Source organism: Halobacterium sp. BOL4-2, from assembly GCF_016917835.2.
In the GTDB taxonomy this organism is placed as follows: domain Archaea; phylum Halobacteriota; class Halobacteria; order Halobacteriales; family Halobacteriaceae; genus Halobacterium; species Halobacterium salinarum.
In genome coordinates this window covers 196,166-212,545 of record NZ_CP070335.2, presented here as the reverse complement: position 1 = coordinate 212,545, position 16,380 = coordinate 196,166, and the positions used below count along the sequence as shown (strand labels likewise).

Here is a 16,380-nt window from a genome sequence, read left to right as displayed (position 1 = left end):
TGGTTATAGTATAATGGATGCCAGACCGTCGCGAGAGGAGTTGATTGCAGGGCTCCAAGCTTTCACTGATGAGATAGATAGTGTTCCGACGGTTCGAGAAATGCGCGAAGATGGCCCTCACTCCCCATATTACTATAAAGATAGATTTGGTTCGTGGCATGAGGCGCTACGGGCTTCGGGTATCCAGCCAACTCACGGTGTTCATCCTGATGCTGACCGCGAGGAGTTATTAGGCGAACTTCGTCGACTTGATGAGAAATGCGATGGGGCGCCTCGACTCCGTACGCTCAAAGATCAGGGAGAGTACGAATACCAACTATATACTGAGGAATTCGACTCATTCATCCACGCGCTCGAGGAAGCTGGCATTGAACCCTCAGAGAAACAGTACCGGTTCAGCTCTGTTGAGACACCAGAAGAGAAGCAAGGCTCTGCGAATATCCAGAAGCTTCGTGAGAATGGCCCTACACCAGGCGATGACCTACCACAGGGACGAAGCACGAAAGACCGTGAGTTAGGAATCTGGAAATTCAAGATTAGGTCTGGACCGACACGGTCGGCAGACCCGATATACTACCTCAATGGTGAGCATGCGCCAGAATTGGTTCTTCGTCGGTTCTTCAGCCACAATCCGCACGTCTTGCAATACCGATCTCCACATGGGATCAAGATAGGTATTAAGAATCACCAGCCTTCTTGGGCAGAAATCGGTCAAGACCTAGTCGATGAATTAGTTGACCAGGGGTTCGCTGATACGTCGTTCGAAAATCTGGTTATCATTGATATTACCTCGGATGAGGCGCTACAATACGTGTTCGGAGTGTCAGTTTCGAATCAAGTGGAGACAGACACTCTTGAGTTTGATTCGGAGTACCATTTTGGCACGCGACCCGTATGGGGTTTTCCTCGAGAGCAAACGGACGTTTGGACTGAACTCACCGAGGACGATGCTTTGATATTTAAGACGGAGTCCGGTCGGTTCACACATTACGTTCCGGTGGCTGCCACCACATCTAACCAGAACGTGATGAAGGAACTGTGGGTAGAGTACGACGACAATGAAATCCGAGTGGATGGTATCGAGAAGCCCTGGCCGAAGCTGGTCATCGGCAAGCAAGTAGAGACATTTTCGCTACCCGAAGCTGAGCTTAGTGAGGCGTTGGACGTCGACTTCACCGACGACGCTGTCCAGTGGCTATCTGAATCCGCCCTCAAGCAGTTCAAGAATTCTTATGGCTCCTTCACAACCTTCCTGCGGAATCAAGACCAACCAGACCAGCCACAGCTTGCGGGACTCGAAACTGAAGACTTGGCCGTACAGGAAATCGTAGAGATTCTACTGGACCTCGACGAAGACGCTTTTCCGGCCTCGTCCAGTGACAACGCACTTGAAGAGATCGAGCGGCAGAAGCGAAAAGAGGCGTTCCGAGAAGGGATCTACGAGATTTATTCGGGCTGTGCAATTTGTGGAGAACTGACTGAGTCTCCCGGTGGGTCTCTGGATTTAGAGGCGGCTCATATTGTCCCCAAGGCGGAGGAGGGGCCAGACGTCCTGCAGAATGGTCTCGGATTATGCTCAAAGCATCACTGGGCATTCGACAACGGCTGGTTCGAGATTAGCCCAGAATACGAGATCTCTGTGAGCGATTCACCAGAGCTTGAGGGGTATGATGACCTCGCCCAGTACCACGGCAAGAACCTCTACCTCCCGTATGATGACCAGTACGCCCCTCATCCGAAATACCTCGCTCGAAGACTGAAAATCCAGCAGTCGTAACGGAGCAACGAGACCATGGTCACGGAGGGTGCGGAGGTGACCGTCAACGCCAGAGCGGCTCCAGTTCGTGTTCGCAGGGATTGTCCGCAAGGTTAGCACCAATTCGGCGTTCTCTTCGTTCTCCAGTCGCCGGAGGATATCGTAGCCCACGGACGCCATCCACGACGCCAGTTCAGGTCGGCTCATTGGGACCAGAATCGACCGATGGCAATTTGATGATTTCTACGGACAGAACCCCTCCTGGAGCGAATTTGCTCCTGTTAATCGCAAGCTACTCTAGGGTTCGTGGCCACGAAAACACCTGTGTTGACCTCGACTTGCGCAATGCGCCGTACTGCTGGCTGGAACACCCGAACCGTGGCTGTCATCGTATGAACGAGATCCCGCCGCTCGTGTGTACATCTCGGAAACAAAACCTCGTCGCGCAAAATCTCGTAGTGTGATTAGTTCACGAGAGAAAACATGGGCCTTCGAAACACTACGCACTCCCAAAGTTACCTCCTGGTCGGTTCTCGAGGACTAGCAGTTCAAATAGGGTGCTTCGCGGACCCATTAACCGTGGCTGTTTCGATAACACCTTCGCCAGGGGAGGATTTCACAGCCGATACGTCACGATTTCGGTACTCCCACATTCAGAACAGTGGTCGACGTCCCCAGACTCTAAGGTTGTCCCACAGCGGCGGCATTCGACAAACGAGTCAGTATCTGGCCCACCGAATACACGGATGAGTAACCGAATCATGCGTTCGGATCGACAACGCCGCCGCAGTCCGGGCATTCTGCCCAGTACTGGGCGTCGTTGCTGGTCTCGTATTCGACGAGGACATGGCGGTGCTGGATCGAGTCGCCACAGCGAGGGCAGACGCCAAGAGGGGAATCCTGTGAGGGCATACTCGTGTTTTGAACGGCAGGGTGGGGGAGAGGGGCAGCCGTCTCGCTTGCAGACTGGCTTGGGGAGCGAGCGTGTGACAGCGGGTCTATCCCGCTATGTGACCCCGGTGTCTCCAACCACATATATCCCAGCGCCGTACAGTGATTCAACAAATCCGAGCAGTAGCAGCTAACGGCGACCCCGCACCACAATCACGTTGGCAAATGAATCGCCACACGTCAGCGGAAGTCCAGACAGGGTGGAACACCACCACGATCTGAATCGTCAGTCTGAGCGACCGATACAAATCGGTTGTACGACCAGTATCTACGACCAATCTCTACGACTGGCCTGTGCGACTAACTTGTGCGAATCGGGAGTGCGGGTGTGACTGGCTGTTTGTTATGGATTCCCGACTAGTGGAATCGACCGTCTGCTCTCACCTCAAACCCGTGACCAGCCGACCTGAACGCACAGTCCCCGATCGAACCCACGACTAAACACACCCGAGCAGGTTACTGGTCCCGAAACTCCTCGATGCCCCGAGCATCTGGGCATAATCTAGGAGGATTACTCAACGCACTCCGAGGATACGTTACTTTCTGTATTTGTCTTCGATGGCGGCTTCTTCGCTCGCAAACGTCTTCATTCCCTCCAGAATTCCCTCTGTCAGAATCGTGTGCGCCAACTCCGTCAGCTCATAGTACGAGTACGTTTCCTCCGTGCCAGTCGTCGGGTCACGCCGATTCACAATCAGCCCGACATCCTTCAGCTTCCGCAGCTCATAGTGCAGTTCGTTCCCCTCTGCATCAAGAACCTCCGAGAGCTCGCTAGTACTCAACCGTGATTCATCGACGAGTGCCACGAGACGTGTCCTCGCCCGCGCGCGGCTCGAAGCGAGAACTCGCCATCGAACGTCTCCCTGACGCCGAGCGGACTGTCCCTTCGCGCCCCAATTTCACCGACAACGAGGTCACCAGCGCCCGCCACCTCAAACAACTCCGCGATGGTCTCGTTGCCCTCGAAAAAGCCAGTGTCCGATTCGTTCCGGCCAGTGATCACATTGTAGACGCGGTCGGTGTCTGGACCGGCTACGACCGTCTCAGACGAGACGGCGACCACCGGTGGGTCGTTGTTGAACGAATCTGGAATCTCGGCGGGTTTGTACTGGTCGTAGCCCTGCACTTGGTCGGTTCGCTCGTAGGCGATACCCCACGTTTCGTCTGTGGGTTCGACAAGTCGTTTGTCGAGGGTTTCAGTGGCAAAAGTCCCCTCAGCGACGATTGTCTGGTCGAGTACAGTCACCTCACTGACCGTCGATTCTGATTTCATCTCGGGAGCGACCGCAGACGTGAGTCCAGCGAACGAGAGCTGTATCTGACCGAGACCAACCACTGCCTGATTCAGCCGCAGCGAGTACGTGATCAGTGGGTCCTCGAGTGATGCATCGGACCCGATGCTGGTCGGGACAGCGTCGAGATCGGCGTACGCAATCAACAGGTCGTCGTCGGTGGTCGTCAACCACTCGCCGTACGGGAAGTCAGTCGCCGGGTCGAACGTTGCTGTCGTGGCGCTATCGGTTGTGCTGTCGCCGTCGGTGTTCTCACGGCCGATACAGCCGGCCACTGCTGCCATCGAAGCACCGATACCGAGTACAAACCGGCGTCGGATCTGATCGGGTTGTGTCTCGTCACTGTCGCTGTTCGAGCGCGGGGAGGTGTCCGGGGAGTCCTTCACATGAGGGGCTAGGTATGCTGGATAACAAGCCCCCGAGAGTGGTTTCAGACCCAGAAACAGCACACGTAGACGGCCGGTCACGGGTCTTCCGGTAGCGGTCGGTCGAGTATCATTCGCCGGTAGACAAGGAGAAACGACGTGGTGACGGGAGCACAGAGCCTACGCGATTCACTCCCGCGGTAAACGGCAGGGATTTTCTCGCTGAGATAAGACAGTGTGTGTCGGATGTGTACTCAGATTAGCTGCGCCATTTGTTGATGAGCCTCGGGGCGATGACGCCAACACCGATGAGCACGGCGAAGTGAATCCCTTATCTGTCAGTCACAGCCATTGTACCGTACACCGACACGAGCGCGACTATTACAAAGCCTCCTGTAATCTTGGTTTCTGTGCTAACGAGGGCAGTCGAGCTTTCGGAGGGCTCTTCTGACACGTTCAAGCCTTCGGGTGTATCATAGAAGTGTCTTTTCTGCAGTGTCAAAGTCAGCAACTCCCTCTGACCGAACAATCAGGCAGTAATTGTCTACTGAGCAACTGCGAGTGATTCCACGACACGCTCACGAACGGGGAAACTAACTAGGCTGGGAGAACCTACGAGGCAGCTTCTATGGCACGTTCCTGCCTATAATGCGGAGAGACAACCCTAATACCAGCATAAATCGTCTAAGGGCCACTTTTAACCGGCTTTCAAACTCCGTCATTTTCAGCCACTTTTCTTATACAGTGTTGGCTTCGCGGACGAACGCTACGAACTCCGCTGACCGATAGCGCGGTTTTTGAACGCCCCTCAGGGGTGCGGCGCGGTCTGAACAGACGCAGTCGCCGTGAACTCGATTCGGTGAACACAATGGCTACGACTAGTGACTCGTCGGTCTCCTTCAATGAGACCGACACGCGAAACGACGAGATGAACAGCACTATCGAACAGTGGATCGATGAGCTCGTCGCCGGTGTCGACGACGCGCAGGCCAGCGAGGAGTTCCAGGAGTGGCTCGACGTCCAGAGTCGCTTCCACGACTACTCCTACCGGAACACGCTTCTCATCAAGCGGCAGTGTCCCGAGGCGAGCCGGGTGGCTGGCTACCGGACGTGGCAGGAGGAGTTCGACCGCCACGTCCAGGAAGGCGAATCGGCCATCTGGATCTGGGCGCCGATCATCACCACGCAGTGCCCGGAGTGCGAGAACTCGCCGAGCTACCACGAGGATAGCAACTGTGAGTACGACGAGACGCCACCCGAGGAGTGGTCCGAGGGCCTGGTGGGGTTCAAGCCCGCGCCGGTGTTCGATGTTTCCCAGACCGAAGGCGAACCGCTTCCTGATCTCGATACGGAAGCCACCGGGGACCCCGGCGACCTCGCCGAACAGTTGACTGCCATCGCTGACGATCTCGGCGTGACGGTGCGAATCGTTCCAGCCGAAGAGTGGACCCACGGCGAGGCGAAGGGCATCTGTGAGCAGCTGAGCCTCGTCGACGTTCAGCCGCTCGTCGAGGTACGTGATCGGGAGAACGAGGCCGACCTCGCGCGGACGCTGATTCACGAGTACGCGCACGCCCTGCTCCACTTCGATATTGACGACGACACCGAGCGGGCGAAACGCGAAGTCGAGGCCGAAGCCGTCGCGTACGTCGTCGGGCGTTACTGCGGGCTCGACACCAGCGGTTCGGCGTTCTACCTCGCTGCGTGGGAGTCCGACAATCTCGAGGTCGTTCGCGAGCGGCTTGGACGGATCAGTTCCACAGCAGAAGAGCTCATCGACGTCCTCGAAGACAGCGCTTGAATCGTTAACCAACGCTCGGTTCTGAGCCTCGGTTTCGTTGGTTAAGCCTGCTCGTCTCCGTCGTCCGTCGTAGTCGCAAGGCTAAAGCAGGCCCGAGTTTATACTCTATGTAAGAAACGCAGGTATGAGTACAATAGAACAGTCACAAAATATACGCCAAGGCCTCTCGACTCGAGAAAGTCGACTCCTTACACGACTCGCTGGCGCGGGTCACCAGATCATCTCTGTCGACGAGATCGAGACGACGCTGGAGGTCCCTCCGAACACCGCCCGCGAGATCGCCTCCCGGCTCACCGAGAAGGGCTGGCTCGACCGGCTCTTCCCGGGCACGTATCTCATCGTGCCACTCTCGGCCGGCGAGGAGGCCCTGTACACAACCCACGAGTACCTCATCGCCGCCCACGTCGCCGAGCCGATGTACATCGGCTACTACAGCGCCCTCAGCCACCACGGGCTGACCGAACAGGTCCCCCGGACGGTGTACGTCGTTACGCCGACCCGGGCGCAAAGCCGGGAGATCCACGGCGTTCCGTATCGCGTCACAACAGTCACCGAGCGGAAATTCTTCGGCTTTGAGCCGACATCCATCGAGGGCACAACTGTTCAGGTGAGCGACCTGGAGAAGACGCTAGTCGATTGTGCGGACCACCCCGATTTCTGCGGTGGCCTCCGGGAGCTCGCGACCGCGATGCGAACTGCCGACGAACGGGGCTGCGACTGGGAGACCGTCGGCGAGTACCTCAAGCGGCTCGACAACGGCGCTGCGACCAAGCGGATCATCTACCTCGCCGACCAGCTCGGCATCGACCTCCCTACCCGCGAGGAACTCGTCGCGTCGTTCACGAGTGGCTATTCCCCGCTGGACCCGACGCGGCCCGCCACCGGATCGACCGACAGCACGTATCGCCTCCGAATCAACGTCGAGCCAGCCATGCTGGAGCCGACGGAGTCCTGATCCCGATGATCAGTCAGGACCGGCTCCGGATTCTCGCTCGCGAACTGGGCGTTCGGCAAGGGTACGCCGAAAAGAACTACGTCAATTCGTGGCTCCTCTAGGGGATCTTCACGAGCGACTACGGCAACAACCTCCTGTTCAAAGGCGGGACCGCGCTGTCCAAGCTGTACTTCCCGCAGTCGTGGCGATTCTCGGAGGACCTCGATTTTGGTGTTGAAGGAGAGTACCAGGGGTCCAAACAGGAGCTCCGAGCGGTCCTCGATACGATTGCCGACCGCTCTGGTATCGAATTCGAGATTCGAGAGCACCACGAATCCCAACAGGACCACTACCCGACCCACTACGTCGACATCAGCATTCAGTACCGGGCAGTCCTCAACCATCCCAACACGACCAGCATCGACGTGATGGTCGACGAACACGTCGCCTTCGACTCCGTTCAGCACACTCACGCGTACGAAGACGTGCCCGAATTCGACCTCCAGGCGTACAGCGTCGAGGAGATCTTCGCCGAAAAGCTCCGGGCGATCTACCAGCGCGGGGCCGCCCGTGACTACTACGACCTCTATCAGCTGCTTGAAACCGATTCAGTCACGATCGAGTTTGCCGACGTGGGGCCCGCCTTCGACGCGAAGTGTAAACACGATGGGCTCACCGTTGATCTGAACGACGGACTCCCAGACGAGCAACAAGAGACGATCCGCCACCAGTGGGAGACCACGCTACCGGACCTGACCGGTGATCCGCCAGCATTCGAGATGGTCTGGAATCGATTGGACACGGCGATCTCCCAACAGGGATCGTCGTAGGCAACGGCCGATATCGGTGTCGATGGGCGAGGGGTGCCGCATCCGGAGCTCTGGCGATTAACCAACAATCTGGACTCTCTGGCTGGTACGTTGGTTAAGTTTTTGAGCGCCCGCCCAGGGGCGGAGGCACATTCCAGCCTTCACCGACTCATGACAGAGCGACATCTCAGAGCCATTCTGGCAGAAGCAGAACGGGTCGCAGAGCAATATGACCAGGTCGCCCAGGCTACGAACTCCCCTGCACACGAGTATCTCCGGTATGCTGTACTCCGACTCCTCGAAGGCGATGCCAACTCGATCCCCGAGGAGGTCCCGGAGGTCGATGGCGTGACGGTTGGATATGGCCGGGATCAAGCGATGTACGACAGCTGGGGGTCCGACGTCGAGTGGTGGAACACAGTGCCGCCACAGGACGACTGTACGCGCTTTCGAATCTTCTACCCGGAGGAACGGACGCGTGAGCGACGCGACCGTCTACAAGCACGTCCAGAAGCTCATCGACGCCGGCATTGTTAAGGAGGTTGCTCTGGATGACGATCAGCGCCGGCAGGGCTTCCCCTGGAAATTCTACGGCCTCACGGCGGAGGGGCGGGAGTTCCTGGAAGAGCACAACCTGCTCGCCGCAGAGGAGACCCTCCCGCAGATCTACGACACCATCTCAGACAAGCCCGAAAAGATGGCCAAGTACGAGAAGGCCCCCCGTCCGGAAGAAACGTATCTCCCGAAATTTCGTTCCAAATTAGCACTCGATCAGGATTCGATTTTGTAGTCAGCCGCCAACTCCTGGAACTCGTCCCACGCCGGGAGCCGGGCATCATCGACCTCACCGTGCGTCTCGAGGTAGCGGAGCAAAGCGTCGATGTCGTCGTCGAGGCCATACTTCGCCGCCTGCTTGCGGAGATCCGCCTCATCGACGTCGACGTGGCTGAGCAGAAGGAGACAGTACGATCGGTGGCGGCTGCCGTCGTCGATTAACAGCGTGTGACAGCAGAGCTCCGCCGGCGAGACTGCGTCGAGGTCCTCGGAGTAGACGTAGTAGCGGTGACCGGTGAGCAGGAACTGGAGGTCGAAGGCCGCGAATCGGGCGAGCCCCGTTTCGTGGAACGCCTCCGCGTCGATTTCCGTTTCGGTCTGGGCAAGGAATTCGTCGTAGCCCTCCCAGAGAATCGTGCCCTTCTGGGCAACGGCTTCGAGGCGGTGGCGATGCAGACGGTGTGCGAGTTCCCGGGCGAACTCGTGGAGGCGGTCGAAATCGGCGTTGAAGTCATAGCGGCCGTCGGCCGTCCCGACGAGACCACGGTCGCGAAACCGCTTGAGGACGCGGTTGACCGTGTTGCGGTAGTTGTCGCTCCGGTCGGCGATCTCGGAGACGGTTCGCGGCTGGTCGAGGTAGGACAGCACCTCGAGTGCCTTTCCGGTCAGCAGCTCGGGGAACTCGATGTGGGCGTGCTGGCGGACGAGGTCCCGATAGCGTTCGACGGCGCGAGCATCCGACGGGACGACTCGTTTTCGACGGCCATCGCGTTCCGTGTAGACGAGACCTTTCTCGACGAGGTCACGGACGGCACGGGAGAGATAACTCTCGCTGTGGTCGAGCTTCGTCGCGAGTTCGGAGATCGTGTCGCCGCGGTCGACCGTGGCGAGGACCTCGAGTTCGATGCGCCGGAGCACGGTGTAACATAGTACGAAACTACTATATAAAGAAGTTTCGAGTAGTGTTACAGCCAGCCGGTGCGAGAACCGTCTCCACCGACTTAACCAACAAAACTATGGAGTCGCGGGTTGTGTTGGTTAACACGAGAGCAGCCGATGTCCTACGAACCCCCGACCCCACCGGCGAACCTCCCGACGGAGATCGTCAACACGCTCAACAAGTCAGACCCGGAGCGCCTCCGAGACGTTGCTTCGTACGCTGAAGCGCTCGCCGAGCACAAGGAACGAGAGGCCCGTCTCGAGGAGTCGGCAGGTCAAGAGGAGGTCGAAGAGCGACCAGACGATCTTCCGGACGACGTCCCTGCCAAAGCGACGATCACGATCAAGGAGATCAACGACAATCGCTACTACTACTGGCAGTGGAGAGAAGGAGAGAAGGTCAAGTCAAAATATAAGAGCCCCGTGAATCCCGACGAATAACCACTGACATTTATGAGTCAATTTCGGATAATCGTGATCGGTTGAAGCGAGAATAGGAGGTATATACACCCCTCATCAAGAGTGAAATACCACTGTTAAGGCGGGGTAGAAGCGGTAACAGTAGGATGTAGATTATTCGGGTCAGTTCCTTATGCTCCAAGAACAACACACCCCTCGTCACGAGTGTATTCACTGATAGCTTCCAGAACCACACCCCCCGTGTGCGAAGTGAATTCACCGACGGCGTCGAGGCAATACCCCCCGTGTGCGAGATGATTTCGGCCTCACCTCGAGGGAGACCCCGCGTGAGAGATGAATTGACTGATGAGTCGAAGGAGGACACCCCGTGTGCGATATGAAATCTTGCGTACTGTTGTCAGACATATCTAGTCATTCTAACAACACACACCCCGGAACCACCCCCCGTGTGCGAAATGAATTCGGTCCCGGCGTCGGGGACTCTTCGCGTCAGTGCCCTTCGAAGAAATCGTCTATTTGTGCGTTGACAACGGATTTTACGAGATCCTCTTCGTGTTCTGCATCCTCGAGTCGGAAGTCGGTCTGGAGGGTTTCGGCGACCACCTCTGGATCGTCGACGAAGGTGTACTCCTTGTGAACGCCACTGCCGTAGCCGCGCCCCCGCTTTTCCGACGTGACGAAATTGTAGGTCTCGGCTTCGTTCATATATCGTAGATAGGAGTCGCGCGATTTTTCATCGGCATCCAGGAGATCGGTGAGGTACTGGTACACTCGGTAGGCAACCGTACTGGGGACAGCGTTCAGGTTGCGCTGCGAATAAACGGGGACAATCGCGGTGGCGTAGAGCGAGAGCTTCTTTTGCGTCGAGAGGCCCTGCATCTGGGTCAGCGTCCGGTCCCGCTCGGCTTCTTTCTGGGCGTCGCGAACGTGCTCTTCACGAATCGTATCTTCTCCTCCTCGGTCGGCTATTTCACCCGCCTTCCGGAACAGATCGATTGCCTTCCGTGCGTCGCCGTGATCCTGGGCCGCGAATGCGGCACTGAGCGGAATGATTCCGTCCTCGAGAACATCGTCCTGGAACGCGTCGCGACGGCGTTCGAGAATCGCCTGTAGCTGATTCGCGTCGTAGTCGGGGAAAACGACATCCTGCGGATTGAATGAACTCTCCGCCCGGCCGTCGAGATCCTCCATGAATCGGGGATCGTTCGTGAGCGCGGCGACGGACACATGGCCTTCAATGCGACCCAGCTGGGACGCTCGCGATAGCTGGTAGAGCAGCTTCGAATACGCCGGCTCGTCGTTCGGATCGCGTTGCCGTCCCACCAGGAGATCAACCTCGTCAAGGATGATGATGACCGAGTCGAAATTGTTGCTCAGAATCTCGTAGAACCGATCGAGCTTCTGGTCAGTCGAGATCCCACTCTCGGGAACACCGATGTCAACGCCAGCCTCTTCGGCCGCGTTCTTCACGAGGCGATAGACAGCCCGGTCGTGGGATTTGATCGTCTGGCAGTTTGTTTTGATGACGCCGAACCGATCTCCCTGCGAGTTCGCGAGTTCGAGAACCTGCTGGCAGACCGCATTGATGATGAGTGACTTCCCGGTTCCCGACGGCCCATAGAGGAGCATATTGGGTGGGCGATTCCCCTGCAGTGCCGGCCGTAGGTAGGTGATGATGTCGTCCAGTTGGTCATCACGACCGACGATCCGGTCTTCGTCGATGACGGCATCCGGGTCGAGAAGTCCCTTATCTCGAAAAACAGAGTTCTGAACACCCTCCTGAAGACGACCTTTGATAGATTGTGAGAGAGATTGTTGATCGTCGCCGTCAGCCATATTTGCGCAGTTAGGTCGAAACTATAAATAAATATGGGTACCGTGTGCGAGGTTAAATCAGTCGAATTCAGTCGATAGAGTTCGTTTAGATAAGGGTGATCAGTAGAACGCTGTAACCGCGGGCGAAATCAATTGGTCGTAATAGCCCCCCGTGTGCGATATGAAATCTCGGAAGGCCCATCGAACAGCCGTCGATGCCGAGACAGTTCAGAGGAGCTCGATGGAGGCACCCCCCGTGTACAAGATGAAACATCAGACGTAGTCTCTCTCGGGATAGTTCCGAACATATCCCTCGACAAACTCGCGTGGGACGAGATCTTGCCGGTAGGTCACCCCCACACCCCGTGTGCGAGATGAAATCGGGAAGACGACGGGAGGGGGTAGTCGAGGAGAGAAACCACGAGACACCAGAAATCCACGATATCACGGAGGAGAGAACCCAAGGACAACAATATCGAGATTAGTTTTGTTTCAGGGAAACCTTTACATAGCCACTCTGTCAACCAAAGTCGCACTAGAACTAGAGTCGGTCGAAACGAAACAGTACGTTTCGTGATACGATCGTTACCTTGCCACCTTGTGGTTGGATGTCATCGTCTGTTCTACGGCATCTCGCGTGCTCTCTGGTTGAATCCCGCGTTCACCGAGTGATTCACTCCGACCTACCCTCTCGTCAAATTCATCTCGCACACGGGGTGTGGGGGTTCGACCTTGTGGGGATCGTGATTAACCATCAAACCGCCTCGAACGACTCTCGTGTTGGTTAATCATTCCCCGTGTTCGCGAACGCCGTCAGCTCCGGCACCCGAGTCTCGGCGAGCTCCCGACGAATCTCCGTCCGATCCCAGCCGAGCGGTGACAGCACGCTCTCGACAGCTCTGACGAGTTGTATCTCGTAGTACGACGCATCGTACGACTCGATCTCCTCGTGAGCCAACGCGACCCGCTCTCGCGAGCTCTTCTCGTCGTCGACGACGACGTACTCGAGGTCCTGTCCTGGGTGGACAGCGAGATCCTGCTCGCGAGCCCGCTTTAGCGCCGCCACGTTCTGGGTGTTTTGCGTGTATCCCTCGAGTGGTTTCGAGACACGATTCCGTTCGACGAGCTGCTCGACCCGCACCGTTCCAGCGTGGAGGCGCTTGATTGCGTCTTGGAGACAGTCGAGGACAGCGTCCGGAGATCGAGTCGCGTCGAGCCGTTCGAGACAGTCCCGCTGGACGTCCTCGATGAACTGCGGGGTCGATCGCTGTCGGGCTTCGATGCCTCTGATCTTGAAGTCGTCGTCGCCGGCGACCTTCCCGAAGTACTTCGTCAGCGCGCCGGCGTCACTCTCGCGCTGCGGCACGAACGCCACCCAGTCGTAGTGGGCTTCGTGTTCGAGCCGAATCTCGACGCGCTCTGTGATCTCCGTCGCGAGGGCCTCGAGGTTTTCGCGGTCATCGTCGTCGGGGTCCGGGGTCACCCAGATGGAGTCGACGATGCCATGAACGACCCGCCAGCCGCCTGCTTCCAGCCGCTGTTTCGCCGTCAGTAGAATCTCCCGAGCGAACGCGTTGATCGCTTCGTGGCACTCGATGCGGCCGAATTTCGCGTTGCTGAACCCCTGATAGCCAAAGCAGGCGACGAGGATCCACTTCAGCGCTCCCGACCGCCCCTCGAGTTCTGCCAGTCGATCCTCGTCGGGGTCATCTCGGTCCTGTTCGCGACGGATGGCCGCCTTGATATCGTCGCGGGCGTCGATGATCGGCTGGAGGACGTCGACGAGGTAGCCCCGGTCGTCACAGATCGAGTACCCGAGGCCGGGGACGTCGTCGTGGTCGCTGTGGCAATCACACCGGATGACGTCCGGCGAAACGTTCCGGGTACAGATGATGTTCGGATACAGGCTCGAGAAGTCGAGTTCGTGGACGTTCTCGTGGAGGCCGACCTCGGGCGCGAAAATGAAGCCGCCGCGGTCGGCGTCGTGAAGCGTCTCCATCGGCTTGTAGAACTCGTGGCGCCAGGAGTTCCACGGCACGAGAACGCCGCGGTCGTTGGCCTCGCAGATCTGAATCGCCGTGAGCACGTTCCCGATCGACGCCCACGCAAGCTCCTGAACGGGCTTTTTCGAGCGCGACACGAGGTCGAGGACGCCGTCGAGGTTCGTCTCCCCGTAGAAGAACGTGTTCGACTCGTCGATGATCGCCCGGCCGGGCACGTTGTACCGCGCCGGCGAGTGGCCAACGCGGCCGTAGCTCGAGTACGTCGACCGGCTCGCAAGCTGCTGGTAGTCTACGTCCGGCCACCGACTGAGCGAGAAGTCGTCGACGCCGGCGGCCGTCGCCATCTCGTGGAGGGTCGGGACGATCTCGCTCGTCGAGCAGACCAGGACGTCCGGATCGTGTGTGTCGAGCGCCCCTTGGACGGTGGTCAGGAGATCCGTCGACGACCCGGTGACGGTGTTGCCGGCGACGGACAGCTCCCCGTGACATCCTCCTCTCCGTAAACGGCGAGGCTTCCCGTACCACAAGTTGGGATATTTGCTGGTCTACGACACCACTTGTTCTCTTGCTTTGAACGTCCCACTCTCGCGGTCGAACAAGCGTGTCGATGGCTGTGCCACACAGCCGTTACTCCTATCCTCACCATGAGGACTTGGAGTTATCTTCTGGCGCATATTCTCCGCCCCATTACAATCCGCATTCCCGACTAAATCGCATGACGAGCAGACGTACAATCCACGTTCGACACGGTTTGACTTCGTATTGTTACCACACCCTGAACACGTCTTCGATGTATTCCACTCGTTCTCCTTCAGCACCTCCACTCCCCGCAACTCTCCCTTATATTCGAGGTACTGGTAGATACGGTCAAACGCCCACGAGTGAAGCTTCTTATTGCCGGTTTTCCCCCAATCAGACTCTCGCACGTCCTCAGGCCAACTCACCGCGAGCCTGCCCACACCGCGTTCAACACATTCGGTGATGATTGTGTCCGTAAGCGCGTGGTAGAAGTGGGTTTCGCGGTCTGCGAGTTTCCGACGTGCCCACGTCGACTGCTTCGACGGGCCGCCCTCTCCCTCGGTGTCGTACTCGGCTTGGGTGAAGTAGTGTTTGTCTTCTTTGAGGGCGTTGCCGGGGTAGAGAACGTATTCATCGGGGAACGCGACCGTGGCGATGTTCGTGATTCCAAGGTCGATTCCAGCCACTTCGTCGCCTGCTGTGTCGTTGGTTTCGAGGCTGACTTTGCAGACGAAGTGTAGCTCCCACTCCTCACCTGTCCAGACTGCTCGAACGTTCTGCACTTTGTTGACTTCTGAGAGGTCAACGTCGGGGCGAGCCTGGTACTCGCAGAGAATGAAATCTGAACGGTGGTCTTTCAGATTCGTTCCCTTTGAGAGGCGCACGCGGCTGTTTTTGGGGTTGTGTTTGAACCCATCTTCTTTGAATGTGACTGTACTCTTGGGTCGGGTGTCGTCGTGTTTGCGGTAGCTGGGCGGATTCGCCTCCGGGTCTTTCTGTCGCTGGTCGAACCATGACTGGAAAGCGTCGGAAAGTTCTTCGATGACTTTCTGACTGGATTGTGCGTTCAAGTCTTTCCAGCACGACTGGTTCTTCATGTAGGATTTCAGCGTCCCTTCATCTGGAATTTCTCCGGTCTGGTTCCAGATTCGGTCGGCTGTCCATCGTGCGACGTTCCAGATCTTCGAGGCGGAATCACCGAGCGAGTCAAGCCCTTCACGTACCTGCTGGTGGTTCTTGATGGAACCAACGTAGGTTCGAGTGGCTTGAATCGCCATACATAGTCTATGTGCACAAACTGACTTAATAATGTGGATTAGCGTTGAATATCCAGTCTTGTTATCGACGGTGGTTGGTGTCTTCGTTGTCGGATTTACGCCCGCCGTAAACGGCGGGATTCTCTCCTCGTAGAAGACAGCAAGAAAAAATATATTTTGGCCAGAGAAAGAAATATGTGGTCTTAGTCCGTTGGTCGAAGTATGTCAGATGACGCCCGTCGCGACGGCCCGCCGTCATTCGACCGACCATTCGAAGGCGAGGACACGAAACAGCGCGTGTACGGCGCGGTCCTCCATGCACGAGAGCCGATGACGGCCGCCGAGATCGCCGAGCGTGCAGACTGCTCCGAAGAGTCCGCACGGACGCATCTGTCCTTTTACGCTGACCTTGGCATCGTTATCCACCACGATGGTCGTCCAGCTCGGTACGAGCGCAACGACGACTACTTCGAGTGGCGGCGAGTGAATGAGTTGGCGAACGTACACACCGTCGAAGAACTCCAGGCTCGGGTCTCGGATCTCACCGACCAAATCGAAGCATACCGCGAGGAGTACGACGCTGACTCGCCCGGTGACGTTGATGTTCTCGAATTCGACGCCGAGCGCGTTGACGACGTGTATGCGGACCTCGGGGACTGGGCGACCGTAATTGAGGAGCGCCGGCTCCATGAGCGCGCCCGCCAGAAGGCGACTAGCTCCACAGCGCCCTCCCACGGCTGACGATG

The 16,380-nt window shown here is 57.6% G+C and carries 12 protein-coding genes and 3 pseudogenes; 8 read left to right on the top strand and 7 right to left on the bottom strand.

All coding sequences use genetic code 11. The features are described 5' to 3' along the window. Positions 1-13 precede the first annotated feature (13 nt). Positions 14-1,777, top strand: coding sequence for an HNH endonuclease (locus JRZ79_RS25315; protein ID WP_205250673.1), 1,764 nt, complete (start codon positions 14-16; stop codon positions 1,775-1,777). Positions 1,778-2,515: 738 nt separating this feature from the next. Here the strand turns inward: JRZ79_RS25315 and JRZ79_RS25310 are convergent. From JRZ79_RS25310 to JRZ79_RS25300, 3 genes are all read right to left on the bottom strand, one after another. Beyond that, positions 2,516-2,668, bottom strand: a complete 153-nt coding sequence (locus JRZ79_RS25310) for a hypothetical protein (protein ID WP_205252872.1) — start codon at positions 2,666-2,668, stop codon at positions 2,516-2,518. A gap of 575 nt (positions 2,669-3,243) precedes the next feature. Next, a complete protein-coding gene (locus JRZ79_RS25305; protein ID WP_205252871.1) occupies positions 3,244-3,513 on the bottom strand; it encodes a helix-turn-helix transcriptional regulator in 270 nt (89 codons plus the stop codon). After that, positions 3,486-4,283: a hypothetical protein gene (locus JRZ79_RS25300; protein ID WP_231546379.1), complete on the bottom strand. Its 798-nt coding sequence runs from the start codon at positions 4,281-4,283 to the stop codon at positions 3,486-3,488. Before JRZ79_RS25300 ends, JRZ79_RS25305 begins: the two co-directional genes overlap by 28 nt. Positions 4,284-5,232: 949 nt before the next feature. Here JRZ79_RS25300 and JRZ79_RS25295 point away from each other — a divergent pair. The 5 genes and pseudogenes from JRZ79_RS25295 to JRZ79_RS25275 all read left to right on the top strand — a co-directional run. Continuing rightward, positions 5,233-6,165 carry an ImmA/IrrE family metallo-endopeptidase gene (locus JRZ79_RS25295; protein ID WP_205252869.1) on the top strand — a complete coding sequence of 311 codons (933 nt, stop codon included), beginning with the start codon at positions 5,233-5,235 and terminating at the stop codon, positions 6,163-6,165. Between the two features lie 124 nt (positions 6,166-6,289). Then, positions 6,290-7,120, top strand: coding sequence for a type IV toxin-antitoxin system AbiEi family antitoxin (locus JRZ79_RS25290; RefSeq protein WP_176705322.1), 831 nt, complete (start codon positions 6,290-6,292; stop codon positions 7,118-7,120). A 5-nt stretch (positions 7,121-7,125) separates the two neighbouring features. Continuing rightward, positions 7,126-7,929 (top strand): annotated as a pseudogene (locus JRZ79_RS25285) (nucleotidyl transferase AbiEii/AbiGii toxin family protein). A 150-nt stretch (positions 7,930-8,079) separates the two neighbouring features. After that, a pseudogene (locus JRZ79_RS25280) lies at positions 8,080-8,379 on the top strand (hypothetical protein); the annotation flags it as partial. Positions 8,380-8,386: 7 nt separating this feature from the next. Further along, positions 8,387-8,698, top strand: a pseudogene (locus JRZ79_RS25275) (hypothetical protein); the annotation flags it as partial. Here the strand turns inward: JRZ79_RS25275 and JRZ79_RS25270 are convergent. Continuing rightward, the gene (locus JRZ79_RS25270; protein WP_205252868.1) at positions 8,680-9,600 is read right to left on the bottom strand and encodes a MarR family transcriptional regulator; all 921 of its coding nucleotides are present in this window, start codon (positions 9,598-9,600) and stop codon (positions 8,680-8,682) included. The pseudogene JRZ79_RS25275 and the gene JRZ79_RS25270 sit on opposite strands and share 19 nt — an antisense overlap. A 138-nt stretch (positions 9,601-9,738) precedes the next feature. Between JRZ79_RS25270 and JRZ79_RS25265 the strand changes: the two genes are divergently transcribed. After that, positions 9,739-10,062, top strand: coding sequence for a hypothetical protein (locus JRZ79_RS25265; protein WP_205252867.1), 324 nt, complete (start codon positions 9,739-9,741; stop codon positions 10,060-10,062). A 468-nt stretch (positions 10,063-10,530) separates the two neighbouring features. Here the strand turns inward: JRZ79_RS25265 and JRZ79_RS25260 are convergent, their stop codons facing one another. The 3 genes from JRZ79_RS25260 to JRZ79_RS25250 form a co-directional block, all read right to left on the bottom strand. Then, the gene (locus JRZ79_RS25260; RefSeq protein ID WP_205252866.1) at positions 10,531-11,877 is read right to left on the bottom strand and encodes an orc1/cdc6 family replication initiation protein; all 1,347 of its coding nucleotides are present in this window, start codon (positions 11,875-11,877) and stop codon (positions 10,531-10,533) included. A gap of 763 nt (positions 11,878-12,640) precedes the next feature. Continuing rightward, positions 12,641-14,386 carry a type B DNA-directed DNA polymerase gene (locus JRZ79_RS25255; protein WP_231546378.1) on the bottom strand — a complete coding sequence of 582 codons (1,746 nt, stop codon included), beginning with the start codon at positions 14,384-14,386 and terminating at the stop codon, positions 12,641-12,643. Positions 14,387-14,404: 18 nt separating this feature from the next. Beyond that, on the bottom strand, positions 14,405-15,655 hold the full coding sequence (locus tag JRZ79_RS25250) for an RNA-guided endonuclease TnpB family protein (RefSeq protein ID WP_205252865.1): 1,251 nt from the start codon (positions 15,653-15,655) through the stop codon (positions 14,405-14,407). A gap of 201 nt (positions 15,656-15,856) precedes the next feature. Here JRZ79_RS25250 and JRZ79_RS25245 point away from each other — a divergent pair, with 201 nt between their 5' ends. After that, positions 15,857-16,375, top strand: a complete 519-nt coding sequence (locus JRZ79_RS25245; RefSeq protein WP_205252864.1) for a transcriptional regulator — start codon at positions 15,857-15,859, stop codon at positions 16,373-16,375. The last annotated feature ends 5 nt before the right edge of the window (positions 16,376-16,380 follow it).